The following is a 26,758-nucleotide window of genomic DNA, read 5'->3' on the forward strand; positions in this document are numbered from 1 at the left end:
GGTCGCCGGGGCCGTTCAGCGTGCGGAGATCAACCGAAGCGACCCGAGACGTAGTCCTCGGTCGACTTGACGGACGGGTTCGAGAAGATCGTCGCGGTGTCGTCGTACTCGATGAGGTGACCGGGCTTGCCGGTACCCGCGATGTTGAAGAACGCGGTCTTGTCGCTGACGCGCGAGGCCTGCTGCATGTTGTGGGTCACGATCACGATCGTGAACTCCTTCTTGAGCTCGCCGATCAGGTCCTCGATGGCGAGGGTCGAGATCGGGTCGAGCGCGGAGCACGGCTCGTCCATCAGCAGGACGTCGGGCTGCACGGCGATGGCACGTGCGATGCAGAGACGCTGCTGCTGGCCACCGGACAGGCCCATGCCGGGCTTGTCGAGGCGGTCCTTGACCTCGTTCCACAGGTTCGCGCCCTGCAGGGACCGCTCGACGACGTCCTCTGCCTCGGAACGGCTGATGCGCTTGTTGTTGAGCTTCACGCCGGCCAGCACGTTGTCCTTGATGGACATCGTCGGGAACGGGTTCGGCCGCTGGAAGACCATGCCGACCTGGCGGCGGACGATGACCGGGTCGACGCCGGGGGCGTACAGGTCGTCGCCGTCCACCTTGACCGAGCCTTCGACGTAGGCGCCGGGGATGACCTCGTGCATGCGGTTGAGCGTGCGGAGGAACGTGGACTTGCCACAGCCGGACGGGCCGATGAAGGCAGTGACGGTACGGGGCTCGATCGTCATGTCGACGCCCTCGACCGCCTTGAACTTCGAGTAGAAGACGTTGAGGCCGTCGACCTCGATGCGCTTGGACACGGTGTGACCTTCCGGGTGGGTCTAGCGGGAGAGCTTGGGGGCGAAGAGACGCGTGATGAACCGGGCGAGCAGGTTCAGCACCATCACGATGAGGATCAGGACCAGTGCTGCGGTCCAGGCCCGGTCGACGAACGGCACCGGGTTGGCGCCCTGCTGCGAGTACTGCGTGTACGCGAACACCGGCAGGGTCATCATCGGGTTGCCGAACAGGTCGTAGTTCATGCTCGTGGTGAAGCCGGCCGTGACGAGCAGCGGAGCGGTCTCACCGATGACGCGGGCGATGGCGAGCATGACGCCCGTCGTGATGCCGGCGAGCGAGGTGGGGAGCACGATCTTGAGGATGGTCAGCCACTTCGGGACACCGAGGGCGTACGAGGCCTCGCGGAGTTCCATCGGGACGATCTTCAGGACCTCTTCGGTGGAGCGCACGATGATCGGGATCATCAGCACGGCCAGGGCGACGGAGCCGACCAGGCCGAAGCGGGCACCCGGGCCGAGGATCAGCGCGAAGAGCGAGTAGGCGAAGAGCCCGGCGACGATCGAGGGGATGCCCGTCATGACGTCGACGAAGAACGTGATGCCACGGGCCAGGGTCCCACGGCCGTACTCGACGAGGTAGATCGAGGTGAGCAGGCCGATCGGGACGCTGATCACCGCGGCGAACAGCGTGATCTCGATCGTGCCGATCAGCGCGTGCAGGGCGCCACCGCCGACCGAGATGACGCCGCGCATCGAGTACGAGAAGAACGCGGCGTCGAAGCGGGCCAGGCCGTCGGCGAGCACCGTGTAGAGCAGCGACACGAGCGGCAGGACCGCGATCACGAACGCGGTGACGACCAGCGAGGTGATGAGCCGGTCGATCGCCTTGCGGCCACCCTCGACGATCCGGGAGACGACCACGATGAGGACGTCGAACAGGACCGTGCCGAGGAACAGCGCCGCGACGACGTTGAAGTCCTTGACGGCCCCACCGGCGTTGAGGAGCGCGAAGACCAGGCCGAGTGCGACCCAGCTGGCGATGAGGAGCAGCCACGGCACGGACTTGTGCAGCTTGCCGTTGGCGAAGACGTTGCCGTTGGTTTGACGGAGCGCGAGGGACATCGGGGGTGACCTCTCAGCTGGCGCGACCGCGCACGACGGCGCGGGCGAGCATGTTGATGACCAGGGTGATGACGAAGAGGATCAGGCCGGTCGCGATCAGGGCGTTCAGCGCGGTGCCGGACGCCTCCGCGAACTGCAGGGCGATGTTCGCGGCGATCGTCGAGGGGTTCAGCGACGTCAGCAGCTGGAAGGTGACGTTGGTCGACACCGACAGCACGAGGGCGATCGCCATCGTCTCGCCGAGTGCACGGCCCAGGCCGAGCATGATCGCGGACACGATGCCGGACTTGGCGAAGGGCAGGACCGACAGGCGGATCATCTCCCAGCGCGTGGCGCCGAGGGCGAGTGCGGCCTCTTCGTTGAGGGTCGGGGCCTGCAGGAAGATCTCGCGCATGACCGCGGTCATGATCGGGATGGCCATGACGGCGAGGACGATCGACGCGGTCAGGATCGTGCGACCGGTGCCGGAGAGCTGGCCGGAGAACAGCGGGATCCAGCCGAAGTACTCGTTGAGGAAGGCGTAGAACGGCTGCACGAACCGGGCCAGCACCACGATGCCCCAGAGGCCGTAGACGACCGACGGGACCGCGGCGAGCAGGTCGATGACGTAGCCGAGCACCGGCGCGATGCGGCGCGGTGCGAAGTGCGAGATGAAGAGGGCGATCCCGAGGGCGAGCGGGACGGCCATGACGAGCGCGAGCAGCGCGGACCACACGGTGCCGAACACCAGGGGCCCGACGAACTCCCAGAAGTTCCCGGCGCCGCTGGGCAGCTCGCCGGCCTTCGCGGTGAACGCGGGGATGCTCTGCCAGACGAGGAACGCCGCGACGAGCGCGAGCACGAGCAGGATCAGGCTGCCGGAGATGACCGAAGCGGCGGAGAAGACTCGGTCGCCGACGCGGACGACGGCTTTGGGCTTCGGCGGGTTGAGCGATGACCCTTGCTGGGCCGGGGCGGTCGTCATGGGGAGTGGGACTCCTGTCGGGAGACGGGGAAGTGCCCGGACGCCGGTCGGTGTGGCCGGCGTCCGGGCTCTCGGTGAGGAGTTGTTACTTGATCGAGGCGACCGCGTCAGCGGCCTTCTTCGCGAGGTCCGTCGAGAGGGCGGCCGACTTGGCCTCCGACGCGGCGGCCTTCTGGGCGTCGTCCGACACGACGTAGGTCAGGTACGACTTGACCAGTTCGGCCTTGTCGGCGTCCTTGTACTCCTGGCACGCGATGGCGTAGGAGACGAGGACGAGCGGCCAGGCGCCGTCGGCGGTGTCCTTGCGGTTGATGTCGATCGCGAGGTCGTTGGTCTCGCGGCCGGAGACCGTCTCGGAGTCCGCGACGACCTTGGCAGCGCCCTCGGCCGAGATCTCGGTGGCCTTGTCGCCGACCATGAGCTTGGCCTTGTCGAGGTCGCCCGCACCGGAGTCGTCGATGTAGGTGATCGCGTTGGTCGCACCCTGCATGGCCGAGGCCACACCGGGGCCGCCCTTGGCGCTGTCGCCGACCTGGTAGGGGTAGGTCTGGCTGGGCGCTTCGGTCCAGACGTCGCCGGCGTTGGCCGACATGTACTCGGAGAAGTTCTGGGTGGTGCCCGAGTCGTCCGAACGGTGCACGACGGTGATGTTGGCGCTCGGCAGCTTCGCGTCCTTGTTCAGGGCGGCGATCTGGGAGTCGTCCCACTTCGTGATCTTGCCGGAGAAGATGCCCGCGATGGTCTTGGCGTCGAGCGTCAGGTCCTTGACGCCGTCGACCTTGAAGGCGATGGCGATCGGGGAGATGTAGACCGGGATGTCGATGGCCTTGGTGTCCGCCTTGCACAGGCCGAAGGAGCCCGCGAGCTCCTCGTCCTTGAGCGCGGCGTCGGAGCCGGCGAAGTCCGCGGCGCCGGAGATGAAGTTCTTGCGACCAGCGCCGGAGCCGTCGGGCGAGTAGTTCACCGTGACGCCGGAGGCCTGGTCCTGGAAGCCGGAGGCCCAGACGGCCTCGGCGGTCTGCTGGGCGGACGAGCCCGATCCGGTGAGGGTGCCGGAGAGCTTCGAGTAGTCGACACCCGAGGCGGAAGGCGCCGTGGTGCTGCCCGCGCCGCCTTCGTTCGCCGCGCACGAGGAGAGCACGACTGCGCCGGCGATCGCGATTGCTGCGATCGAACCGATTCGCTTGATGTTCACAGGGGTCCCTTCGGGGAATGTGGAGTGCAGGTGGGACCGCTGTTCAGTCCCGTGGGCCGGTGCCGACCCGCGAGCGACTGTAGGGACGCGAAGTGACCGGGATGACGCCCGCCGGTGAACGGGAGGTGAACGAGGGGGTGTCACGGCGCGGAACGCGAGCAAGCAGGCGGTTCCGGGGGCAGGCTCGGGACCAGCGTGCCCGGCGGCGGACGGGAGGCTCGGCCCGGCTCGGGCGCGCAGCACCACCCCCGCCACGTGGCCGGTACACGGGCCGTGGCGCGGGGAGCGCGCGAGGCGCTGCGCTACGCGGGGACGGTGTTGCGGTGCGTCTCGACGGCGACGAGCGTGTCGTCGGCGATGTGCAGCACGGTGAAGTCGCCGACCGACAGCATCGCGGCGCGGCGCAGGTCGAAGCGGTCGGTGTCGGCGGTGGTGTCGGTGGCGATGCGCGCGATGATGTCGGGCAGCACCGGGCCGTGCGAGCAGAACACGGCGGACTTGCGCTTCGCGAGGCGTTTGCGGACGGCGCCCCTGACGTCAGCCGAGCCCTGTTCGTGGGCGTCCTGGCTGATGTCAGGCGTGCTCGAGACCCCGAGCCGGACCCGGTCGGACAGGGGTTCGACGGTCGCCAGGCACCGCGCGGCCGTGCTGCTGACGATCTTCTTCGGGCCGAACGCGGCGATCGGGGCGGCGGCGGCCTTCGCCTGCGCGCGACCGACGGCCAGCAGCGGACGGGTGGCGTCGGGGCCGTGCCATTCGGACCCGGGTGTGGTCTTCGCGTGCCGCAGGGCGATGAGCGCGAACGTGCGGTGCTGGCCCGCGGCGACTCGCTCGGCGAAGCGCTCGAGGATCTCGACGTCGCGGGCGTAGGTGAGCCGGGCGCGGGCGTCGTCGATGGTCACCCACTCGATCGCGGCGACCTCGTGGTTCGGGTGGAACACGCCGGCGCGCTCGAGCTCCTTCGAGGACACCCGGGCCGCCCAGTAGTGCACGACCTTGTCGCGGCGGTTCGGCAGGACGTACTCGGCAGTGCCGAGCGGGGCGCCGAGGTGGACGCGGTGGCCGGTCTCCTCGAGGACCTCGCGGACGGCGGCGGTGGGGACGGCCTCGCCCGGGTCGACCTTGCCCTTGGGGAAGGAGACGTCCTTGTGGTGCTCGCGGTGGACCAGGAGCACGAGCGGCTCCCCGTCCTGTTCGCGCCACACCACTGCCCCCGCCGCGAGGACGGGGCCCGTGGAGGCGCCGCTCACCGCGTGGAGCGCTTCCGCGCCGAGATCTTCCGCATGATCACATTCTGCACGTCGTCGAACGGGCGGCCGTCGTCGTCCGTCGAGTGGCGCGTCCACTCACCGTCCGACTCGAGGTGCCACGAGCTCGTGGTCTCGGCCATAGCCATGTCGAACACTTCGGTGACCTCGTTCACGTGGGCGGGGTCGGACAGGCGCACCAGGGCCTCGACGCGACGGTCGAGGTTGCGGTGCATCATGTCCGCGCTGCCGATGAACACGAACGGGTCGCCGTCGTTGTGGAAGGCGAACGCGCGGGAGTGCTCGAGGTACCGCCCGACGACGCTGCGCACGCGGATGGTCTCGCTGACGCCTTCGAGCCCGGGCTTGAGCGAGCAGATGCCGCGTACCAGGACGTCGATCGGCACCCCGGCCTGGCTGGCCAGGTAGAGCGCGTCGATGATCTGTTCGTCGACCATCGAGTTGACCTTGATCCGGATGCCGGAGGGCAGCCCGGCGCGGGCGTTGTCGGCCTCGACCTGGATGCGCTTGAGCAGGCCCTTCCGCAGGTGCAGCGGGGCGACCAGCAGGCGCTTGAACTTCTTCTCGATGGCGTACCCGGAGAGCTCGTTGAACAGGCGGGTGAGGTCCTTGCCCACGACGTCGTCCGCGGTGAACAGCCCCATGTCCTCGTAGATGCGCGAGGTCTTCGGGTTGTAGTTGCCGGTGCCGATGTGGCTGTAGTGCTTGAGCGTGCCGCCTTCCTGCCGGATGACGAGCACGAGCTTGGAGTGCGTCTTCAGCCCGACCAGGCCGTAGACCACGTGCACGCCAGCCTTCTCGAGCTTGCGTGCCCAGGTGATGTTGTTCTGCTCGTCGAAGCGCGCCTTGATCTCCACCAGCGCCAGCACCTGCTTGCCCGCGGCGGCGGCGTCGATGAGGGCCTCCACGATGGGGGAGTCGCCCGAGGTGCGGTACAGCGTCTGCTTGATCGCGAGCACGTTCGGGTCGGCGGCGGCCTGCTCGAGGAAGGCCTGCACGCTCGTCGCGAAGGACTCGTACGGGTGGTGCACCAGGACGTCCCTGGCCGCGATCGCGCGGAACAGGTCGGGCTTGGTGTTCGGCTCACCCGGCTGGAACTGCACGGGGGTGGTCGGCACGTGCTTCGGGTAGTGCAGGTCGGGCCGGTTGATCTTCGAGATCTCGAACAGGCAGCCGAGGTCGAGTGGCGACGGCAGCCGGTAGACCTCCTGTTCCGTGATGTCGAGTTCGCGGACGAGCAGGTCGAGCGTCACCGGGTCCATGTCCTCGGTGATCTCGAGGCGGATGGGCGGACCGAAGCGGCGACGCAGCAGCTCGCGCTCGAGGGCCTGGATGAGGTTCTCGGCCTCGTCCTCCTCGATCTCGACGTCCTCGTTCCGGGTGACACGGAACACGTGGTGCTCGAGGACCTCCATCCCCGGGAACAGGTCGCCGAGGTGGTTCGCGATGAGGTCCTCGAGCGGGATGAAGCGCATGCGCCCGGAGTTGTCGTCCGGCAGCTTGATCAGCCGCGAGAAGTTCTGCGGCACCTTGAGGCGCGCGAACTCCTGCCGCTGCGACTTCGGGTTGCGCACCCGCACCGCGAGGTTGAGCGACAGGCCGGAGATGTACGGGAACGGGTGTGCCGGGTCCACCGCGAGGGGCATCAGGACCGGGAAGATCTGCTCGGCGAAGTACTCGCGCATCCGGGCGCGGTCGTCCTCGCCCAGGTCGGACCAGTGCTCGATGTGCAGCCCGGCGGCGTCGAGGTCGGGCTTCAGCGAGCCGATGAAGGCCTGCGCGTGACGGTCCTGCAGCTCGTGTGCCTTCTTCGCGATGTCGCGGAGGACGTCACTCGGTGCGCGGCCGACGTTCGTCGGGACGGCGATGCCGGTGTCGATGCGGCGCTTCAGCCCGGCGACGCGGACCATGAAGAACTCGTCGAGGTTCGACGCGAAGATCGCCAGGAAGTTGGCGCGCTCGAGCAGCGGGACCGTGCGGTCCTCTCCCAGTTCGAGCACCCGCTGGTTGAACCGCAGCCAGCTGATCTCACGGTCGAAGTAGCGGTCCGACGGCAGGGACTCGTGCTCGACCTCCACGACCTCGTCGAAGTCGTCGAGGTCGTTCGAGACGGAGTCGCCGTCGAGCTGCGGTTCGGTGTCCATGCCCACATCCTGCCACCCGCGTGCTGCGGTCGGAGGGCCGATGGCCGCCCCTGTGGGAACCCGCGGTGAACAGGGCGGCTGTGGAGGAGATCAGACCGGCGCGGCGTACTGCACGTCGATCGCGTGCTGCGTGAACCCGGACCGCCGGTACAGCGCCAGCGCCGGCTCGTTGTCACCCTCGACGTAGAGCGCCTGGGCGTCGAGGCCCCGTCCGACCAACCGGGCTGACCCCGCGCGCATGAGCACGCCCCCGAGGCCCTGCCCCTGCAGGTCCGGCCGCACGGCGACGGCGTAGAACTCGCCGATTCCGTCCTCGACCTTGAGCCAGCACGACCCCGCGAGCACCCCGGAGGCGTCCCGCAGCAGCAGCAGGTCGGCGGGGGCGAACCACGGCTCGGCCTGCCGCGCGAGCAGGTCGTCCATGGTCATCGACCCCTGCTCCGGGTGCGACGCGAACGCCGCCGCGTTCAGCGCGAGCCAGTCCGCCTCGTCGGTGCCGGGCCGGAAGGCAGCGAGGGAGTACCCGGTCGGGAGGCTCGGGTCGGCTCCGACGGTCGGCACCGGCGCGCGGAGCTGCAGCAGCGTCCTCGTGGGTGCCCAGCCGTACCGGGTGGCGATGGCGCGTGCCGCCGGGCTGTCACCGTGCGCCCAGGCCAGACGCGGTGCGGCCCCGCCGCCCAGCGCGAGCGCCCGCTCGACGAGCCGAGTCCCGGTGCCGTGGCCACGGGCCTCCCGGCGGACCACGAGTTCCAGCTCGCCCTCGCGCACGACCGCGGCCCCGTCGGGTCCGGCTGCGACCCCGTCGGGTTCCTCGAGCACGACGGCCCGGCCGGCGCGCACGTCGACCAGGGTCTGGTCGGAGAAGGGCGGCGGTTCGCCGGGGACGACGAAGGCCGCGAGGTCGGCCACGACTACTGGCCCATCAGGCGGTCGGCTTCGTCCTCGTACACGTTGAAGCGGTACCCGACGTTGCGGACCGTGCCGATCAGCGACTCGAGGTCGCCGAGCTTGGCGCGGAGACGGCGGACGTGCACGTCGACCGTGCGGGTGCCACCGAAGTAGTCGTAGCCCCAGACCTCGCTGAGGAGCTGTTCGCGCGTGAACACCCGCGACGGGTGCGTGGCGAAGAACCGCAGGAGCTCGAACTCCTTGAAGGTGAGGTCGAGCGGCTTGCCGCGGACCTTCGCCGAGTAGCTGGCCTCGTCGATGACGACCCCGGAGGCCTGGATCTTCGAGCCCGTCTGGTTCTTGGCGGCCCGGCCGGAGCTCAGGCGGATGCGGGCGTCGACCTCGGCGGGGCCGGCGGTCTCGAGCACGACGTCGTCGACGTTCCACTCGCTCGTGACCGCGGTCAGGCCACCCTCGGTCACGACGAGCACGATGGGCGTCGTCGAGCCGGACGTGGCGAGGATCTTGCACAGGGCCTTCGCACTGACCAGGTCGGTGCGGGCGTCCACGAACATCAGGTCGCTCTGTGGGGCGTTGACCAGGTGGGAGGCGTCGGCCGGCACGTGGCGGATCCGGTGGCTCAGGAGGCCGAGGGCCGGCAGGACGTCGCCGGGCGCAGCCGAAGTGAGTACCAGGAGCTGTGCCACAGGACCTCCAGAGCGGGAAGACGTCGTGGACACATCCTAGTGATGCTCGACACGCCGCCAGGACCGCGCCTGTCATGATGGGGACGTGACCGAGCCCGTCCCGCCCGCCGACCAGCGCCGCCTGCAGCTGACGTCGGTGCTGCCCGTCTGGCTGCTGTCGATCGTCGGCGCCGTGCTCGTCCTGACGCTGAGCGACCGGGACTCCTTCGCCTGGCTGCTGCTCGTGTTCGTGGCCTCCGTGATGGTCAGCTTCGTGCTGCAGCTCATCACCGCGACGAAGGACGGCCTGGTCGAGCGGATCAGCATCGCGTCCTCGGGCTCGTTCGTCGTCGTGCTCGTGACCGCCGTGGTGCTCCTGGCACGTTGAGCCCGGACGCGTAGACTCCTGGCATGGATTCGCTGCTTGCGCTCGAGCTCTTCTACGTGGGCCTCCTCGGCCTGGCGTCGCTCGCGATCGCGTTCATCTCGGTGACCGTCGTCGTGAAGCTGTTCAAGGGTCAGCGTTGATCGAACTGCCGGAGGGCCTGACCGCCGAACTCGTCCCGCTCTCCTGGCTCGTCGGCGTCTGGGAGGGCACCGGCGTGGTCGAGTACCCGATCGGCGAGGCGTCCGCCGACGACGACCAGCCCGAGGTCCGCTCGTACGAGTTCGGCCAGCGCGTGAGCTTCAGCCACGACGGCCTGCCGTACCTCAACTACACGTCCACCACGTGGCTCCTCGACGAGCAGCACACGCCGCTCGCCGCCGAGATGGGCTACTGGCGCCTCGACCGTCCGTCCGAGCCCGGTGACCGCGGCCCGGCGATGCTCATGGGCGAGGGGAACGCGCCCTTCACGACCACGCAGAGCGTCGAGGCGCTCCGCAACGCGAACGACGGCTTCGACGTCGAGGCCATGATCATCCACCCCACCGGCGTCAACGAGCTCTACGTCGGGCAGGTCCGCAAGGGCCGCATCGACCTGGCCACCGACGCCGTGATGCGCTCCGCCAACGCCAAGGAGTACTCCGCGGCCACCCGCCTGTACGGGCTGGTCGAGGGCAAGCTCTTCTGGGCGTGGGACATCGCCGCCCTGGGTCAGGGACTCACCTCACACGCCTCGGGGCAGCTCGCGAAGGTCGACTGATGGCCGTCTTCGCCGCGCGCGACGGCTTCGTCGCGTCCGCGGAGGGTCCGGCCGCCCACTTCGGCAACCCCTTGGGGGAGCAGCGACTACTGGCCAGGGGCACCGCCGTGGTCGAGCTCGGCCTCGGCGTCGTCACCGTCACCGGCCCGGACCGCCTGTCCTGGCTCAACTCGATCACGTCGCAGCTGCTCCTCGGCCTGGCGCCGGGTGTCAGCACCGAGACGCTCGTGCTCGACGCCTCGGGCCGCGTCGAGCACGCCGCCCGCGTCGTGGACGACGGCGAGACCACCTGGCTCCTCACCGAACCCGCCGACGCCGCCCCGCTCGCCGCGTGGCTGACGTCGATGCGGTTCATGCTCCGCGTCGAGGTCGCCGACCGCAGCGCCGACTTCGTCACCGTCGGGTCCTTCGCCGACGCGGGCGTCGTCGCCGACGCGGTCGTCGAGTGGGTCGACCCGTGGAGCGTCGTCACGCCCGGCGGATGGGGCTACGCCAGCCAGGAGGCCCACCCCGGCTCCGACTGGACGCTGCGGATCGCGGTGCTCACCGCCGACGCCGCTGCCGCCCTGGCCGCGTCCGACCGGCCCGTCGCGGGGCTCCTCGCGATGGAGGCCCTGCGCATCGCCGCCTGGCGCCCCGCGCTCACCGACGTCGACGAGCGGACGATCCCGCACGAGCTCGACTGGCTCCGCTCCGCCGTGCACCTGGGCAAGGGCTGCTACCGCGGGCAGGAGACCGTCGCCAAGGTCCACAACCTCGGGCACCCGCCGCGTCGGGTCGTGATGCTGCACCTCGACGGTTCGGACGCCGTGCTGCCCGCTCCCGGCACCCCCGTCACGCTCGACGGCACCGAGGTCGGGCGGCTCACGGCGTCAGCGGTGCACCACGAGCTCGGGCCGGTCGGGCTCGCGGTCGTCAAGCGCTCGCTCGACCCGTCCGCCGTGCTCACCCTCACCGCGGACGACGTCGTGGTGACGGCGGCGCAGGAGACCATCGTCCCGCCCGGCGCGGGTGCGACGGCGAACGTGCCGCGGTTGCCTCGGCTTGGGGCGGTCAAGCGCTCCTAGCGCCGTTGCCCGGTGACCAGCGGTCGCCGCGGCGGTCGAGCACGTGCATCCAGACGGCGGACAGGGTCATCATCACGAACACCATGGCGGCACCGGGGCCGTGCGCGACCACGAACGCCAGGGCCACGGCGACGACGGCGACGAGGACCTCGCGCAGCAGCGACAGGACCGTCGTCGTGCCGCGCAGCTTCGGTGTGATCACGAAGCGTGCACAGCCACCGGCGGCGACCCGCAGCATGGACGACAGCGTGAGCCAGAGCGTCGAGGTGTAGAGCGCGCTCGCCTGCACGAAGAACACCACCGCGCGGACGAGCCCACGGCGGCGGAACGTCCGCACGGCCTCGGGCAGCAGCGGTGCCGCGCCGCAGACTCCGAGAGCGAGCCCCTCCTGCTGCGGCAGGAACCCCCAGCCGTACGGGCCCGTCGGCAGCAGGTTCACCAGGAACAGCGCGATCGCCAGGCCGCTGCTGACGGGCGTCGCCAGGCAGTCGAGCAGCAGGTCCGTCTTCTCGCGGACCCGGAGCGGACCGAGGAGCACCCGTCTGAGGTACCGCCGCAGGAACTCGGCGCTGCCCTGCGCGAACTTGCTCTGCTGCTTCCGGAAGGCCGCGTAGTCGATCGGGTAGTCCTCGCTGCTGAGCGCCTCGGGGGCCCAGACGATGCGCTGGCCAGCGCGGCGGGCCTCGACGCTGAAGGCCAGGTCCTCCATGACCACCTCCGGGAAGCGGCCGACGGCGGTGACGCACGCGGCGGTGATGAGAGCCCCGCGGCCCATGAACATCGAGAAGCCGAACCGCGACCGGGACGCCTGCGTGACCGCGATGTGCGTGCGCAGCAGCCCGCCGAAGCGTCGGGCGAAGGCGCTCGTGTCGTCGTGGATCAGCTGCCGGCCCTGCACGATGCCCACCGACGGTGACGTCAGCCGCGCGAGGGCCCGCTCGACGAAGTCCGGTCGGAGCACCTGGTCGGCGTCGACGACGACGTAGGCGTCGTGGTGGATGCCGAGGGAGAAGAAGTGGTTGAGGTTCCCGGCCTTGAAGCCGGTCCGATCCGTGCGACGGACGACGGTGGCACCGGACTCCACTGCGAAGCGGTCGACCCGGGCCCGGACCTCGGGGTCGGACGAGTCGTCGAGGACGAACGTCTCCACGTGGGGGTGCGTCTGCTGCATGGTCCGTGCGAGGCGGTCGGGGGCGAAGTCGTTCGCCGTGCAGAGCAGGATCGCGACGCGGGCCGGGACAGCGACGGTGTCGTTCGCAGCTGCCCTGCGCGCCGCCTGTCGCTGCTCCACGCGCCGGAGCAGAGGGTAGGCGACCGCCATCGAGAGCGCCCGGACGCCACCGAGCACGACGAAGCCGATGACCGCGGCGAGCACGACACCGACGACGATCTCGACCGGGGTCTCCGGGTCCCGCACGACCCAGATGTCGCGTGCGGCGACGAGCGCGATGGCCGTCCACGCAGCGACCACCACGAGCATGGCGACCACGCCGGACACCACCGCGCCGGCGTCCGGCCGGCGGTGGTCACCCTGCCCGGTGCCGGTCATCGGCGCTGCTCGGCGCGGTTCATCGAGTCGGACTGGATCCGTCCGTCGTCGATGTGGACCGTGCGGTCGCACCCGGCAGCGACCACGGGGTCGTGCGTGACGACGACCAGGCTGCCGCCGTTCCCGACGACCGAGCTGCGCAGCGCGTGCATGACCTCGAGCGACGTCGTCGGGTCGAGTGCGCCGGTCGGTTCGTCCGCGAACACGACGTCGGGTGCCGTGACCTGGGCTCTCGCGATCGCGACACGCTGCGCCTGGCCACCGGAGAGCTGGCCGAGCCGGCGGTCCTCCAACCCGGCGAGTCCGAGCGCCCTGAGCCACCCGGCGGCGGTGCGCGCGGCGTCGCGGCGAGACCGCCCGGTGAGGAGCAGCGGCAGCGCGGCGTTCTCGACGGCGGTGAGCTCCGGGATGAGCAGCCCCTGCTGGAAGACGAACCCGAAGCGCGTCCGGCGGAGCTCCGCCCGCCGCTCACCGCGCATCGTGGCGACGTCCCGCGGACCGCGACGCGTCGCGAGCAGCACCTGACCGGCGTCCGGGGTGTCGATCCCCGCCAGGCACTGCAGCAGCGTGCTCTTCCCCGAGCCGGACGTCCCGGTGATCGCGAGCGACTCACCCGGACGGATCGCGATGCTGACGCCTTCGAGCGCTGCGGTGTCGCCGTAGCGCTTGGTGAGCCCCGTGGCCTGGATGGTCGGTGCGGTGGTGGTCACGAGGTGGCTCCGTTCGGTTCGGTCGTGAGGTGTGGACGGTCCGCGGGGTCACCCGGCAGCAGCCGGCCGGTGGCGACGACCCCGACGAGCGCGATGCCGATGCCGACGGCGATCGCGGTGCCGAGCGTGACCACCGAGGACAGGGAGATCGCTCCGGCGCCGAGCACGAGCGGACCGACGAGCAGCGCGGCCGAGAGCAGGGCGAGTACGGACATCGTCACGAGCGGGAGCCCGACGCCGCGCAGCCGTGCCCCGTCGAGCACGGCGCGCGGTGTGCCGGCGCGCTGCAGGCCGACGTGGAGAGCCTGGCGGTCGAGCACCGCGCTCACCTCGTCGAGCGTGACGGTGGCGGCGGTGAGCAGTGCGGAGCACGCCAGCGTGATGACGGTCGTGACGGTGACGTCGTGCACGATCGTCGGCTCGGAGACGGGAGCGAGCAGCGCCATGCCACCCGCAGCGACCACGGCGACGAACGTCGTCATCGTCACGCCGCTGACACGACGCCACGCGGCGAACGGGGCCTCCATCGCGGTCCGGGCAGCGATGAGCGCTGCGGCACTGCCGGCCCGACGATGTGCACGCGTCGCCAGTCCGCTGATGACGACCGGGCCGATCAGGCGGAGCGTCGTCATGGCGGTGACGATCCCGACGAGGACCAGGAAGACCCCGATCATCGAGATCTGGACGCCGAACACGATCCCACCGGCCGTGGTCAGCCCGAGGACGACGAGACCGCGTCGGAGAGCACGAGGATCGACCCGCTCCGGTCGCTCCCGACGACGGACCCCCAGCGGCCCGATCAGCACCTGACGGAGCCCGAGCGACCCGCGCCACATCGCGAGCACGGTGACCAGGACGACGGTTCCCCCGATGCCGAGCAGGCCGAGGGGCGCTCCGGACGCGGTGTTCGCAGCGCCGGTGAGCCCCGGTTGTCCCACGAGGAGGGCGACCGCCGTCCCGACCACGGCCCCGATGGTGCTGCCGATCGCGGCGAGCAGCGCGGACTCGATGACCGGGAGGCGCCGGATCAGTCGCGACGATGCGCCGAGCAGCCGGAGCGTCGCGAGGCGGTCGTTGCGTTCGGAGGCGGTCGCCGTCACCGCCGACTCGACGAGCATCAGGACGGGTGCGGCGAGCATCGCGGTGGCGGTCCAGGACATCAGGCCGTAGAGCGTCGAGACCGGACCGGCGGCGGACGCGTAGGCGACGAAGGCGTTGCCGAGGGCGGAGAGCACCGCGCCCACGACGGCGTACGCCATCAGTGCCGCGATCCGGGTCGCCGGTCGGACGGCCTGCGGACCGAAGAGCAGGCGGAGGACCCGGAGTGACGTCATGTCCACAGTATGTCGTATATCAACCGCTATGACAACGGAACCGCCTCACCGGGCGCGACCGCCGACCACGGCACGCTGAGCTCCCCGAGCCGCCACCGGGTCGTGCCGTGCAGCACCGGCCACCCGCGGTCCCGCATCCCGGCGACCGCGGCGAGCCAGCGCTGCCGCGGTCCGTACGTGCCGAGCGGTGCGGCGACCGCCCACGCCAGGTCCAGGTCGCGCAGGAACGCGTGCACCCGCTCGCCGGGGACGTTGCGGTGGATCAGGGCCTTCGGCAGGCGTTCGGCGACGACGCTCGGCACGTCCAGGTCGGCCAGGCGCAGGGACACCGTGAAGGTCCGCGGCTCGAGCTCGTCGAGCGTCACCCAGGACGCCACCCGACCGACCTCGTTGCAGGTGCCCTCGACGAGCGCCCCGCCCGGCTGCAGGCGGTCCTGCATGACCCGCCACGAGGCCACGACCTGGGACTCGTCGTACTGCCGCAGGACGTTGAACGCCCGGATCACCGCTGGTCGCCGCCCGCCGGGGGTCGGGGTCTCGAAGCCACCGAGTCGGAACGTCACGCCGTCGCGCGTGCCGGCGTTCGCCAGGGCCACGCGGGACGGCTCGATCTCGATGCCCGTGACCTCGACGTCCGGTCGGACCGCCACCAGACGGTCGCGCAGCTCCAGGGTGGTCGTCGGGCTCGCGCCGTAGCCGACGTCCGCGACCAGGGGGTCGGTGCTCCGTCGGAGCGCCGGGAGCGTCGCGATCCACCGGTCGACACGTCGGAGCCGGTTGTACCCGGTCGTGCCGCGCGTGACGTTCCCGATGGGCATGCGACCAGGGTACGGGGACCGCCACGCTCGGTAGGATCGGAGCATGACCTCCACGCTCGTCCTGCTCCGTCACGGCAACAGTGACTGGAACCAGAAGAACCTGTTCACCGGTTGGGTCGACGTCCGGCTCTCCGAGCTGGGCGAGAAGGAGGCGAAGCGCGCCGGCGAGCTCATCGCCGAGTCCGGCATCGTCCCCGACGTCCTGTACACCTCGCTCCTGACGCGGGCGATCCAGACCGCCGACATCGCCCTGCTCGAGGCCGACCTCGCCTGGCTGCCGGTGAAGCGCGACTGGCGCCTCAACGAGCGGCACTACGGCGACCTGCAGGGCAAGGACAAGGCCCAGACCCTCGAGCAGTACGGCGAGGTGAAGTTCATGGAGTGGCGCCGGTCGTTCGACGTCCCGCCGCCCCCCATCGCCGACGACGCCGAGTGGTCCCAGCACGGTGACCGCCGCTACGCCGACCTCGGGGACGCCCTGCCGCGCACCGAGTCGCTCAAGCTCGTGATCGACCGCCTGCTGCCGTACTGGGAGTCGGACATCACGAAGGACCTCGCCGCGGGCAAGACCGTCCTGGTGACCGCACACGGCAACTCGCTCCGGGCGCTCGTGAAGCACCTCGACGGCATCTCCGACGACGACATCGCCGGGCTGAACATCCCGACGGGCATCCCGCTCGTGTACGAGCTCGACGACGAGCACCGTCCGACCGGGCCCTCGCGCTACCTCGACCCCGAGGCCGCCGCGGCCGGTGCCGCCGCGGTCGCCGCCCAGGGCGCGAAGAAGTAGTCCCACCCCGACACGACGACGAACGCCCCGCCTGGGTCAGGCGGGGCGTTCGCCGTCCGGAGTCCAGCGGGGACCTGCCCGGCGCTCAGGCGAAGTGGTCGGCGATCTCCTGCACGAGCACGCCGACGTCGTAGGGCTTCGTGGTGTCGACCGTGACGACGGGCAGCAGTCCGGTCGGACCGGCCTCGGCGCCGTGCTCGTCCCAGAACGCGAGGACGTCCGCCAGGTCGCCGTGGACCTCGTGGCGCACGGGCGAGCCGGGGTCGTACCGGTCAGCCAGCCGCTCCCGGGCGGTCTCCACGTCGACGTGGCACCACACCTCGACCGCGCGCGGTGACCCGGCGGAGGCGAGCCCGGCCTCCAGGAAGGCGCGGTCACGCGACTGCAGCCAGACGGCGTCGACGACGACCCCGTTCTCGACCGCCCCGGCCATCGCCCAGACGGTGTCCATCGCGATGCCGCCGAGCGGGCGCGAGTCGATCATCGGCCCGACGATGTCCGCGAGCGGTTCCTTGACCCGGTCCTTCGACAGGAACGGACAGCCGAGCACCTCGGCGAGTGCCGTCCCGATGGTGGTCTTGCCCGACGCGGGCATGCCGTTGACGATGATCGCGACCTGGGCCATGCCGTCGATCCTCCCAGACCCGGGGCGACCCGCGGACGCAGGAACGGCCGACCCCCGTGGGGGCCGGCCGTTCCTGGTGGCTCAGACCGTGGTGTTGGAGCTCGCGCCGACCCAGTCGCCCGTCGCCAGGTACTGCACCTTCTTCGCGATCGACACGGCGTGGTCGGCGAAGCGCTCGTGGTAGCGGGACGCGAGGGTGGCGTCGACGGTGTCGACCGGACCGCCCTTCCAAGCCTCGCCGAGCACGAAGTCGAAGACGCTGGCGTGCAGCTCGTCGACGGCGTCGTCCTCGTCGCGGATCTCCTCGGCGAGCTGGATGTCCTCGGTGGCGAGCAGCCGCGTGAGCTTCTGCGCCATCGCGACGTCGTGCTGGCCCATCTTCTTGAAGGTGCCGCGCAGGCCCTTCGGCACGACCTTCTCGGGGAACCGCTGACGTGCGAGCTGGGCGATGTGCTCGGCCATGTCGCCCATGCGCTCGAGCGACGAGCTGACCCGGAGGGCCGTGACCACGACGCGGAGGTCGCGGGCGACGGGGGCCTGGCGCGCCAGGATGTCGATGGCGACCTCGTCGAGGTTCTGTGCTGCCTCGTCGATCTTCGCGTCGTCGGCGATCACCTCTTCGGCGAGTGCGACGTCCGACTCGGTGAACGCCTCCGTGGCTCGGGTGATGGCGGACTCGACGAGCCCGGCGATCTCGGTCAGACGCTCTTGGACGTCCTGGAGCTCCTGCTGGAACACTTCGCGCATGGGGGAAGACCTCTCTGATGCGTACCGGTGGAGTGTCGTCAGCGCAGGTGAACGAACGGTGACGTGGGCCTGAACGCTTCGCGATCCTGCGCGAGAAGGCCAGCGAACGGCGGTGAACGGTGTCGGAACCGCGCATGACCACTCCTACACTGACGGCATGGACAACGCGTGGCTCGTGCCACTGTCGATGCTCCTCGGCGGGGTGTTCGGCGCGGGAGTCGTCGGACTGATCATCACCGCCGAGCGCACGGCACGGGCAGCCGACGTCGCCGAGCGCACCCTGCCGGACGGCGTCGCAGCGGTCATCGCCACCATGCACAACCCGGCCGTGGTGGTCGACCCGTCGAACACGGTCGTCGCTGCCTCGCCGCAGGCACTGACCGTGGGCCTGGTCGTCCGCCGCCGACTCGTGCACCGGGAACTCCTCGACCTGGTCGACCGCGTGCGCGCCAGTGGCGAGATGGGGGCCGAGGACATGGAGCTCCCGCGCGGCCGTCGTGGCGAGCTCGTCGGGTACCTCAGCTTCCGGGCCGCCCAGCTCGGGAACCGCTACGTGCTCGTGACCGCGGACGACCTCACCGAGTCCCGGCGCATCGACGAGGTCCGACGGGACTTCGTCGCCAACATCTCGCACGAGCTGAAGACCCCGATCGGCGCCATCGGTCTGCTGTCGGAGACGCTCATCGCTGCCTCGGACGACCCGGTGCACGTGCGGAAGTTCGCCGGACAGCTCCTCACCGAGGCCGAGCGGCTCGGGGCCCTGACGAAGGACATCATCGAGCTGTCCCGGCTGCAGTCCGTCGACACGCTCGAGGCCAGCGAGGAGACCTCGATCGACAAGGTCGTGCAGGCGGCGATCGACGGCAACGAGGTCGTCGCACGGGCCAGGGGCATCGAGCTGGTCCGCGCGAAGAAGTCGAAGCTCCGGGTGATGGGCAGCCCGGCGCTCCTGCAGGTCGCGGTGTCCAACCTCATCGCCAACGCCGTCAAGTACTCCCCGGACCACACCCGCGTGGGTGTCGGTGTCCGGAGCAGCAAGGGGTTCGTCGAGATCGCGGTGACCGACCAGGGCGTCGGGATCCCCGAGGCGGACCTCGACCGGGTGTTCGAACGCTTCTACCGCGTCGACCCCGCACGATCGCGCGCCACCGGAGGCACCGGCCTCGGGCTCGCGATCGTGAAGCACGTCATCGGCAACCACGGTGGTGACGTGCGCGTGTGGTCGCAGCCCGGCAAGGGCTCGACCTTCACGATCCGCCTGCCCGAGGCGGACTCCGAACTGACCTCAGCACTCGAAGAGCAACTGGAAGAGCAGCCATCGTGACCAAGATCCTCATCGTCGACGACGAGCCGGCCCTGAGCGAACCCCTGGAGTTCCTGCTCCAGCGCGAAGGGTACGAGACCGCCGTCGCCGCGGACGGCGTGACCGCGCTGTCGAAGTTCGACGCGGAGAACCCCGACCTCGTGCTCCTGGACCTCATGCTGCCGGGCCTGTCCGGCACCGAGGTCTGCCGACAGATCCGCACCAGGTCGAACGCGCCCATCATCATGCTGACCGCCAAGGACTCGGAGGTGGACATCGTCGTCGGGCTGGAGCTCGGCGCAGACGACTACGTGACGAAGCCGTACTCAACGCGGGAGCTCCTCGCGCGGATGCGGGCGGTCCTCCGCCGTCGCACCGAGGACGACCCCGCCGAGAGCGGCATCCTGCAGGTCGGCGGCATCCGGATGGACGTCGAACGACACACGGTGTCGGTCGACGGCTCCGAGACCCCGATGCCGCTCAAGGAGTTCGAGCTCCTCGAGCTGCTGCTCCGCAACGCCGGCCGGGTGCTGACCCGCGGACAGCTCATCGACCGCGTGTGGGGCTCCGACTACTTCGGCGACACGAAGACCCTCGACGTGCACATCAAGCGCATCCGCTCGAAGATCGAGCGGGTGCCGTCGGCCCCCGAGGTCCTGGTCACCGTCCGCGGTCTCGGGTACCGGATCGAGGCCTGAGCCGTCACGCACTGGAGGCCCGGTGCCGGTCCCATGGACCGGCACAGGGCCTCCAGTGCGTTGCGTCTGTGTCAGCCGGCCGCTGTGTCAGCCGGCGTCTGTGTCAGCCGGCGGCTGTGTCAGTTGGCGTTCGGGGTCGCGCTGTCCGACGGGGTGGCCGACGGTGACTCGGCGGGGAAGGTGAACTCCGACGTCGGACTCGGGCTCGGCGCGAGGGTCTGGTACTCCTCCTGCGCGCTGGTGAGCACGGGGACGCTCGCCGAGACGCCCTCGGTGCCGGGGGAGGAGAAGTAGACCTTCACGAGCGAGCCGGGCGTCGCCTTGGCGTCGGAGAAGACGACCTCCCGGGCGTCGACGACCTGCGTGCCCTGGGTGTCCTCGCCGGTCTGGACGCTCGACTCGGCCTCGTCGGTGCCGGTGGACGACTGGGCGAGGTCGACGCGGCTGTTCGCCGGGACCTCGACGGTCTGGGTGTCACCGCCGAGCTCCATCGACACGGTGATGTCGTCGGAGTCGCTGTTGTTGACGAGCGTGCCGACGAAGCGGGCGTCGTCACCGCTGTCCGAGATGAGCAGCGCGTTGCGGACATCGATCTTGCCGGCGGTGACGTTCACCCCGTCGGTGATCTGCTTGATCGTCTTGGTGTCCTGCGGCGTGAAGAACGCGCAGCCGGTGGCCCCGATCGCGATGGTTGCCGCAACGGCGACGGACACGAGTACCCGAGCTCGCAAGAGATTCCTCCGAAGATCACGATGCGTCGGCCGATCGGCCCGACGCCGGTCCATCCTACCGGGGACCCGCAGTGCTCGCCGTCCGGTGCCCCATTACCCGAGACCCCCTTGTGGTAAACTGTGCGTTGCGGAACGGAGCTTGATACATGCAATTCGAGGTCGGCGAGACCGTCGTCTACCCCCATCACGGGGCGGCAACCATCTCTGAAGTCAAGACGCGAGTCATCAAGGGCGAGGAAAAGGTCTACCTGAAACTGCGTGTCACGCAGGGTGACCTGACGATCGAGGTGCCGGCAGACAATGTCGACCTGGTCGGCGTCCGCGATGTGATCGGCAAGGAAGGCCTCGACAAGGTCTTCGAAGTGCTACGTGCACCGTTCACGGAAGAGCCCACCAACTGGTCTCGCCGCTACAAGGCGAACCTCGAGAAGCTCGCTTCCGGTGACGTCATCAAGGTGTCAGAGGTCGTTCGCGACCTGTGGCGCCGCGACCAGGACCGCGGTCTCTCGGCGGGTGAGAAGCGGATGCTCGCCAAGGCTCGTCAGATCCTGATCTCCGAGCTCGCGCTCGCAGAGAAGACGGACGAGGACAAGGCATCGACCGTCCTCGACGAGGTCCTCGCGTCCTGACGACGCGGTGACCTGACGTCGCAGTGACACAGCACTCCACGACGACCGCCCGGACTGATGCAGTCCGGGCGGTCGTCGTCGTTGCGGCGGGCTCCGGCACCCGGCTCGGCATCGGCACGGCGAAGGCGTTCGTGCCCGTCGCCGGGCGGGTGATGCTGGCGCGGGCGCTCGAGCCGCTCTTCACGCTCGCCGAGCCGGTGTTCGTGGTCGTCGTCGCGCCCGACGCCCTGCTGGGGCAGTGCCGCGAGATCGTCGACGACGTCGCCGGAGTGGCCTCCGCGTACACCGCGGTCGTCGCGGGCGGGGTCGACCGGCACGCGTCCGTGCAGGCCGGGCTCGCCGCGCTGCCACCGTCGGTCGAGTCGGTGCTCGTGCACGACGCCGCCCGCTGCCTGACGCCCGCGTCGCAGTTCCAGGCCGTGTTCGACGCGGTGGCGCAGCACGGGTGCGGGATCGTCCCGGCGCTGCCGGTCACGGACACCGTCAAGCGGGTGTCGGACGACGTGGTGCTCGAGACCGTCGACCGCTCGTCGTTGGTCGGGGTGCAGACCCCGCAGGGCTTCCCGCTGTCCGAGCTGCGGGCCGCCTACGCGACGTCGACGCAGTCCGAGACCGACGACGCCGGGGTGTTCCAGGCTGCTGGCGGCACGGTGCGGTTCGTGCCCGGGGATGCGGACGCCTTCAAGATCACCACGGCGTGGGACCTGCGCCGGGCGGAGGCGGTCGTCGCGGGTGGGGCTGGTCTCTCGGTCCGTGTCGGGCTTGGCATGGACGTGCACGCGTTCGACGCCACTGCGCCGTGCCGTGTCGGCCTGCTCGACTTCCCCGGGGAGCCCGGTCTCGCCGGACACAGCGACGGCGACGCGGTCGCGCACGCGGTGTGCGACGCGCTGCTCTCCGCCGGCGGGCTCGGTGACATCGGCAGCCGGTTCGGCACGTCCGACCCCGCCTACGCCGGCGCCACCGGGGACGTCTTCGTCCGCGGCGCGGTGCAGGCCCTGGCGTCCATGGGTCTCCGCCCCGAGCGCGTCACCGTGCAGGTCATCGGGAACCACCCGCGCATCGGTGCCCGGCGCGAGGAGATGCAGGATGCGCTCGCAGCGGTCGTCGGCGCCCCCGTCGCGGTCTCCGGCACGACGACGGACGGCCTCGGGTTCACGGGTCGCGGCGAGGGACTGGCCGCGATCGCGACGGCAGTCGTCCACAGGGCCTGAAACGCCAGCGCCCTGCCGATTAGGGTTGTGCCGTGACCGTTCGCCTCTTCGACTCCCGTGCCGCAGACGTCGTCGACCTCGTCCCCCTGGTCGACGGACAGGTCAGCATGTACGTCTGCGGTCCGACGGTGCAGTCGTCGCCGCACGTCGGGCACCTGCGTTCCGCCCTGGTGTACGACATCTGGCGCCGCTGGCTGACGCACCGCGGTTACCGCGTGACGCTCGTCCGCAACGTCACGGACATCGACGACAAGGTGCTCGACCTGGCCGCCGGAACGGACGAGCCCTGGTGGGCACGGGCGTACCGCGTCGAGCTCGAGTTCAGCGCCGGGTACGCCGCGCTCGGCATCCTCCCGCCGACCTACGAACCCCGTGCCACCGCCAGCATCCCGGAGATGCAGGACATCATCGCGCGGCTCATCGAGCGCGGCCACGCCTACCCCGCCGCCGACGACTCCGGCGACGTCTACTTCGACACCGGCAGTTGGGCGTCGTACGGCGACCTGACCCGCCAGCGCCGCGAGGACATGGTCGACGCCACCGACGCCGACCCCCGCGGCAAGCGGGACGCCCGCGACTTCGCCCTCTGGAAGGGCGCCAAGCCCGGGGAACCTGCCACCGCGTCGTGGGACTCCCCGTGGGGTGCCGGGCGGCCCGGGTGGCACATCGAGTGCTCCGCGATGTCGCGGCGCTACCTCGGGCCGGCGTTCGACATCCACGGCGGCGGCCTTGACCTGCGCTTCCCGCACCACGAGAACGAGCTCGCGCAGTCGACGGCCGCCGGTGACCCGTTCGCGTCGTACTGGCTGCACAACGGCCTGGTGTCGGTCGGTGGGCAGAAGATGTCGAAGTCGCTCGGCAACTCGGTCTTCGCCGCCGACCTGCTCGGCTCCGCGCCCGCCGTCGTCGTGCGGTACGCCCTCGGTGCCGCGCACTACCGCTCCACGATCGACCACAGCGACGGCTCCCTGGCCGAGGCCGAGGCCGCGCTCGACCGCATCGCCGGGTTCCTCGACCGGGCCGCCACGCGCCTCGAAGGCGTCGCGCTCCGGGACGCCCCCGGGGTGCCCGACGCCTTCGCGGACGCGATGGACGACGACCTCGCGGTGCCGCAGGCCCTGGCGGTCCTGCACGAGACCGTCCGCGCCGGCAACGCCGCGCTCGACTCCGACGATGCAGATGCGCTCGGGACCGCGTACCATCAGGTGGCTGCGATGGTGGAGGTGCTCGGCATCGACCCGCGAGCGTCTCACTGGTCCGGCGCCGGTCAGGACACCTCTGCCGCACCGCTCGCCGCCCTCGTCGAACGCCTCGTGCAGGAGCGTTCGGACGCCAGGGCCGCGCGGGACTTCGCGACAGCCGACCGCGTGCGCGACGACCTCGCCGCTGCGGGCATCACGATCGAGGACACCTCGTCCGGAACACGTTGGAGCATCGCCTAGCGGCGACGCACCGCCGCCCAGCGCGGCACCGAAGTCGCCCAGCGCGGCACCGAAGTCGCTAGCGCGGCACCGAAGTCGCTCAGGCGGCGCTGAAGGAGCAGACCATGAAGAACGTCTCGGGGAACAAGAAGGGCCGACCCGGTGCCGTGCGCTCCGGGCGCAAGGGCAACAAGCAGGTCGGTTCCGGCGGCCAGGGCGCCCAGGCGCTCGAGGGCCGCAAGCCGACGCCGAAGGCCGAGGACCGCCCGTACCACCCCGCCGGCAAGCGGAAGGCCGCGAAGGACCGCTTCGAGGCCGCCCGTGGCCGTCACGGCGCGTCCAGCACGCCCCAGGGCCGCAGCGGCCGCCCGCCGCAGCGCAAGACCGACGACTCCGAGCTGGTCACCGGCCGCAACTCGGTGCTCGAGGCCCTGCGCACCAAGACCCCGTCGACGACGCTCTACGTCGCCGCCCGCATCGAGGTCGACGACCGCGTCAAGGAGATCCTGACGCTCGCCAACCACCGCGGCGTGCCGATCATGGAGATCATGCGCCCGGAGCTCGACCGCATCACCGGGCACGACAGCGTGCACCAGGGCGTCGCGCTCAAGGTCCCCGCGTACGAGTACTCCGTCGCCGAGGACATCGTCGAGCGTGCGTTCTCGCGCGACCAGGTCCCGCTGCTCGTCGCCCTCGACGGCATCACCGACCCGCGCAACCTCGGCGCGATCATCCGCTCCACCGCGGCGTTCGGCGGCCACGGTGTCGTCGTGCCGCAGCGTCGGTCCGTCGGTGTGACCGCGTCGGCGTGGAAGACCTCCGCCGGCGCCGCTGCCCGCACCCCGGTCGCGATGGCACCGAACCTGACGCAGACCCTGAAGTCGCTGAAGTCGATGGGGCTGTTCGTGCTCGGGCTCGACGGCGACGGGGACGTGGAGCTCGACGCCCTGCAGCTCGCCGACCGCCCGATCGTGATCGTGGTCGGGTCCGAGGGCAAGGGCCTGTCGCGCCTGGTCACCGAGACCTGCGACGCGATCGTCTCCATCCCGATCTCGTCCGCCACGGAGTCGCTCAACGCCGGCATCGCCGCGAGCGTCACCCTGTGGGAGGTCGCCCGCCGCCGTCGCCACGGCTAGGCCGCGCACACCGACGCCCTGAGATCGCACTCCGTGTCGCCACCCCATTCGGGTACGCGACACGGAGTGCGATCTCACGTTATGGAGAGAGCGCCGTCGAGTGGTCGCGACTCCCCGTCGGCGTTCCGCCGGGTGGTCACGGACCGTCGCTGCGCGACGCTCCGGACGACGACCCGTGGCCGGTCGACGGACCTGAGCGGGGTGTCGTGACCGGTCGCATCCGGCGCTCGGGTGACGCGACCGACGGGAGGCCCGGTGCCAGTCCCTGGGACCGGCACCGGGCCTCCCGACGGTAGCGGCCAGTCGCTGCGCGACGCTCCGCTCCGGGAGTCGCGACCGTCGAGCCGTGAGATCGCACTTGGTGTCGCCACCGGGTCCGGGGAGGCGACACGAAGTGCGATCTCACCAGCCGAGCGGTGGCGAGCGGGGTGTCGTGACCGGTCAGACGGTGGCGCGCCAGTCCTCGGCTTCCTCGTCACCGTCGACGTCACCGTCGGCGTCGACGAGCGGGATCGGTACGGTGATGGACGACGTCGGCGGGTTGATCAGCAGGCGCTCGTCGCGGCGGTGGCGGAGCACGTCGTTGATGTAGGCGGTCGTGGCCTCGGGCAGGGAGACGGAGCGCTCCTCTTGCTGGGACATGAACCAGCGGTGCTCGAGCAGCTCGTGGAAGACCTCGGCGGGTTCGAGTCGCCCACGGAGATCGCGCGGGATCGCGCGGACGACGGGCTCGAACACGCGGGAGACCCACTCGTGCGCGACCATCTCCTCGTCGAGCTCCCCGCGGCCGTTGCGCGCCCGGTACGAGTCGAGGTCGTTGAGCAGCCGTCGGGCCTGGTTCTCGCCGGCGTCGAGCCCGGTGAGGCGGAGCAGGCGCCGCTGGTGGTGCCCCGCGTCGACGACCTTCGGCTGGATGCGCACCTGGTCGCCGCCAGCGGCCGTGTTGATCGAGAGCTCCTCGATGTCGAACCCGAGGGCGTTGAGGCGTTCGACGCGGTCGTTGATGCGCCACCGCTCCTTGGCGTCGAACTGCTCGGTGCCGGTGAGCTCCTTCCAGAGCGTCCGGTACTGCGCGACGATGCGGTTCGAGACGTCGACCGCGTCGGCGTTCTCGTCGAGCCGGCCGCCGGCCTCGAGGTCGAGGAGCTCGCCGGCGATGTTGACACGGGCGACCTCGAGGTCGTTCTCGCGCTGCCCGTTCGACAGCCCGCCCGGGTAGAGCTTGCCGGTCTCGGCGTCGACGAGGTAGGCGGCGAACGAGCCGGCGTCGCGGCGGAACAGGGTGTTCGACAGCGAGACGTCGCCCCAGTAGAAGCCGATGATGTGCAGGCGGACGAGCAGCAGCGCGAGGGCGTCGACGAGTCGGGTCGCGGTCTCCGGCCGGAGCGTCTGCGAGTACAGCGCCCGGTAGGGGAGCGAGAACCGCAGGTGCCGGGTCACGAGCGCGGGGTGCAGGGGCTCGCCGTCGGCGCTGACGCGGTTGGTGATGACGGCCACCGGGTCCACGCAGGGCACGTCCATGCGCTGCAAGGTGCGGAGCATCTCGTACTCGGAGCGGGCGATCTCCTCGCCGGTCTCCTTCACCGCGACGACGTACCCGCTGAGGTGCACGAAACGGACCAGGTGCCGCGAGATGCCCTTGGGCAGCGCGACGATCGTGTCGTCTGGCCAGGTGTCGAGCGGCAGGTCCCACGGCAGGTCGAGGAGCCCTGGGTCGACGGTGGCTGCGGTGATGGACAACGAGTCGGGCACGGTGGTTCCTTCGGGTGCTCGGAGGGGAGGCACG

At 70.6% G+C, this 26,758-nt stretch carries 26 protein-coding genes; 10 read left to right on the forward strand and 16 right to left on the reverse strand.

From position 1 onward, the window contains the following. Positions 1-29: 29 nt before the first annotated feature. The 8 genes from pstB to ITJ54_RS17005 all read right to left on the reverse strand — a co-directional run bounded on the left by pstB (position 30) and on the right by ITJ54_RS17005 (position 9,076). Complete coding sequence (gene pstB / locus ITJ54_RS16970) at positions 30-809, reverse strand: phosphate ABC transporter ATP-binding protein PstB (RefSeq protein ID WP_194630312.1); 780 nt, start codon at positions 807-809, stop codon at positions 30-32. Positions 810-830: 21 nt separating this feature from the next. Continuing rightward, positions 831-1,910, reverse strand: coding sequence for a phosphate ABC transporter permease PstA (pstA, locus tag ITJ54_RS16975; protein ID WP_194630313.1), 1,080 nt, complete (start codon positions 1,908-1,910; stop codon positions 831-833). 13 nt (positions 1,911-1,923) lie between these two features. Beyond that, positions 1,924-2,874, reverse strand: a complete 951-nt coding sequence (pstC, locus tag ITJ54_RS16980; RefSeq protein ID WP_194630315.1) for a phosphate ABC transporter permease subunit PstC — start codon at positions 2,872-2,874, stop codon at positions 1,924-1,926. Between the two features lie 85 nt (positions 2,875-2,959). Next, positions 2,960-4,069, reverse strand: coding sequence for a phosphate ABC transporter substrate-binding protein PstS (locus ITJ54_RS16985; RefSeq protein WP_194630317.1), 1,110 nt, complete (start codon positions 4,067-4,069; stop codon positions 2,960-2,962). A gap of 302 nt (positions 4,070-4,371) precedes the next feature. Then, on the reverse strand, positions 4,372-5,319 hold the full coding sequence (locus ITJ54_RS16990; protein WP_194630319.1) for an NUDIX hydrolase: 948 nt from the start codon (positions 5,317-5,319) through the stop codon (positions 4,372-4,374). Further along, positions 5,316-7,481, reverse strand: a complete 2,166-nt coding sequence (locus ITJ54_RS16995; protein ID WP_194630321.1) for an RNA degradosome polyphosphate kinase — start codon at positions 7,479-7,481, stop codon at positions 5,316-5,318. The genes ITJ54_RS16990 and ITJ54_RS16995 overlap by 4 nt, the downstream gene beginning before the upstream one ends. 90 nt (positions 7,482-7,571) lie before the next feature. After that, a complete protein-coding gene (gene mshD / locus ITJ54_RS17000) occupies positions 7,572-8,390 on the reverse strand; it encodes a mycothiol synthase (protein WP_194630323.1) in 819 nt (272 codons plus the stop codon). Between the two features lie 2 nt (positions 8,391-8,392). Next, the gene (locus tag ITJ54_RS17005; protein ID WP_194630325.1) at positions 8,393-9,076 is read right to left on the reverse strand and encodes a response regulator transcription factor; all 684 of its coding nucleotides are present in this window, start codon (positions 9,074-9,076) and stop codon (positions 8,393-8,395) included. 85 nt (positions 9,077-9,161) lie between these two features. Here ITJ54_RS17005 and ITJ54_RS17010 point away from each other — a divergent pair, with 85 nt between their 5' ends. From ITJ54_RS17010 to ITJ54_RS17020, 3 genes are all read left to right on the forward strand, one after another. Then, on the forward strand, positions 9,162-9,443 hold the full coding sequence (locus tag ITJ54_RS17010) for a hypothetical protein (RefSeq protein ID WP_194630328.1): 282 nt from the start codon (positions 9,162-9,164) through the stop codon (positions 9,441-9,443). Between the two features lie 136 nt (positions 9,444-9,579). Continuing rightward, the gene (locus ITJ54_RS17015) at positions 9,580-10,200 is read left to right on the forward strand and encodes an FABP family protein (RefSeq protein WP_194630330.1); all 621 of its coding nucleotides are present in this window, start codon (positions 9,580-9,582) and stop codon (positions 10,198-10,200) included. Next, positions 10,200-11,267, forward strand: coding sequence for a YgfZ/GcvT domain-containing protein (locus ITJ54_RS17020; protein WP_194630333.1), 1,068 nt, complete (start codon positions 10,200-10,202; stop codon positions 11,265-11,267). Before ITJ54_RS17015 ends, ITJ54_RS17020 begins: the two co-directional genes overlap by 1 nt. Here the strand turns inward: ITJ54_RS17020 and ITJ54_RS17025 are convergent. Genes ITJ54_RS17025 through ITJ54_RS17040 form a run of 4 tightly spaced genes read right to left on the reverse strand, consistent with a single transcriptional unit; the run spans position 11,254 to position 15,678 of the window. Beyond that, the gene (locus tag ITJ54_RS17025; protein ID WP_194630335.1) at positions 11,254-12,816 is read right to left on the reverse strand and encodes a glycosyltransferase family 2 protein; all 1,563 of its coding nucleotides are present in this window, start codon (positions 12,814-12,816) and stop codon (positions 11,254-11,256) included. The genes ITJ54_RS17020 and ITJ54_RS17025 overlap by 14 nt on opposite strands. After that, positions 12,813-13,526, reverse strand: coding sequence for an ABC transporter ATP-binding protein (locus ITJ54_RS17030; protein ID WP_194630337.1), 714 nt, complete (start codon positions 13,524-13,526; stop codon positions 12,813-12,815). Before ITJ54_RS17030 ends, ITJ54_RS17025 begins: the two co-directional genes overlap by 4 nt. Then, positions 13,523-14,860 (reverse strand): FtsX-like permease family protein, encoded by a 1,338-nt coding sequence (locus ITJ54_RS17035; protein ID WP_194630339.1) that lies wholly within the window; start codon positions 14,858-14,860, stop codon positions 13,523-13,525. Before ITJ54_RS17035 ends, ITJ54_RS17030 begins: the two co-directional genes overlap by 4 nt. Before the next feature lie 26 nt (positions 14,861-14,886). Then, entirely contained in the window at positions 14,887-15,678 is a 792-nt protein-coding gene (locus ITJ54_RS17040) for a class I SAM-dependent methyltransferase (protein ID WP_194630341.1), read from the reverse strand. 43 nt (positions 15,679-15,721) lie between these two features. On the opposite strand from ITJ54_RS17040, the gene ITJ54_RS17045 reads away from it, so the two are divergent. Further along, positions 15,722-16,468 (forward strand): phosphoglyceromutase, encoded by a 747-nt coding sequence (locus ITJ54_RS17045; protein WP_194630343.1) that lies wholly within the window; start codon positions 15,722-15,724, stop codon positions 16,466-16,468. 85 nt (positions 16,469-16,553) lie between these two features. Here ITJ54_RS17045 and ITJ54_RS17050 read toward each other — a convergent pair whose 3' ends face one another. After that, positions 16,554-17,093: an AAA family ATPase gene (locus ITJ54_RS17050; protein WP_194630345.1), complete on the reverse strand. Its 540-nt coding sequence runs from the start codon at positions 17,091-17,093 to the stop codon at positions 16,554-16,556. 81 nt (positions 17,094-17,174) lie between these two features. Beyond that, positions 17,175-17,840, reverse strand: coding sequence for a phosphate signaling complex protein PhoU (gene phoU / locus ITJ54_RS17055; RefSeq protein ID WP_194630347.1), 666 nt, complete (start codon positions 17,838-17,840; stop codon positions 17,175-17,177). Between the two features lie 157 nt (positions 17,841-17,997). Here phoU and ITJ54_RS17060 point away from each other — a divergent pair, with 157 nt between their 5' ends. Further along, a complete protein-coding gene (locus ITJ54_RS17060; RefSeq protein ID WP_194630348.1) occupies positions 17,998-19,164 on the forward strand; it encodes a sensor histidine kinase in 1,167 nt (388 codons plus the stop codon). Next, positions 19,161-19,841: a response regulator transcription factor gene (locus ITJ54_RS17065; RefSeq protein WP_071273435.1), complete on the forward strand. Its 681-nt coding sequence runs from the start codon at positions 19,161-19,163 to the stop codon at positions 19,839-19,841. The genes ITJ54_RS17060 and ITJ54_RS17065 overlap by 4 nt, the downstream gene beginning before the upstream one ends. Before the next feature lie 119 nt (positions 19,842-19,960). Here the strand turns inward: ITJ54_RS17065 and ITJ54_RS17070 are convergent, their stop codons facing one another. Then, positions 19,961-20,554 carry a hypothetical protein gene (locus ITJ54_RS17070; RefSeq protein WP_194630349.1) on the reverse strand — a complete coding sequence of 198 codons (594 nt, stop codon included), beginning with the start codon at positions 20,552-20,554 and terminating at the stop codon, positions 19,961-19,963. 164 nt (positions 20,555-20,718) lie between these two features. On the opposite strand from ITJ54_RS17070, the gene ITJ54_RS17075 reads away from it, so the two are divergent. The 4 genes from ITJ54_RS17075 (at position 20,719) to rlmB (ending at position 24,972) form a co-directional block, all read left to right on the forward strand. Then, complete coding sequence (locus ITJ54_RS17075; protein WP_017888066.1) at positions 20,719-21,201, forward strand: CarD family transcriptional regulator; 483 nt, start codon at positions 20,719-20,721, stop codon at positions 21,199-21,201. A gap of 23 nt (positions 21,202-21,224) precedes the next feature. Beyond that, positions 21,225-22,415, forward strand: coding sequence for a 2-C-methyl-D-erythritol 4-phosphate cytidylyltransferase (gene ispD, locus ITJ54_RS17080; protein ID WP_194630350.1), 1,191 nt, complete (start codon positions 21,225-21,227; stop codon positions 22,413-22,415). A gap of 32 nt (positions 22,416-22,447) precedes the next feature. Further along, complete coding sequence (cysS, locus tag ITJ54_RS17085) at positions 22,448-23,857, forward strand: cysteine--tRNA ligase (RefSeq protein WP_194630351.1); 1,410 nt, start codon at positions 22,448-22,450, stop codon at positions 23,855-23,857. Between the two features lie 104 nt (positions 23,858-23,961). Continuing rightward, a complete protein-coding gene (gene rlmB, locus ITJ54_RS17090) occupies positions 23,962-24,972 on the forward strand; it encodes a 23S rRNA (guanosine(2251)-2'-O)-methyltransferase RlmB (RefSeq protein ID WP_194630352.1) in 1,011 nt (336 codons plus the stop codon). A gap of 441 nt (positions 24,973-25,413) precedes the next feature. Here rlmB and ITJ54_RS17095 read toward each other — a convergent pair whose 3' ends face one another. After that, complete coding sequence (locus tag ITJ54_RS17095) at positions 25,414-26,724, reverse strand: DUF4032 domain-containing protein (RefSeq protein WP_194630354.1); 1,311 nt, start codon at positions 26,722-26,724, stop codon at positions 25,414-25,416. Between the last annotated feature and the right edge of the window lie 34 nt (positions 26,725-26,758).

Origin of the sequence: Curtobacterium sp. VKM Ac-2865 (assembly GCF_015350905.1) — a bacterium.
Classification (GTDB): Bacteria; Actinomycetota; Actinomycetes; order Actinomycetales; family Microbacteriaceae; genus Curtobacterium.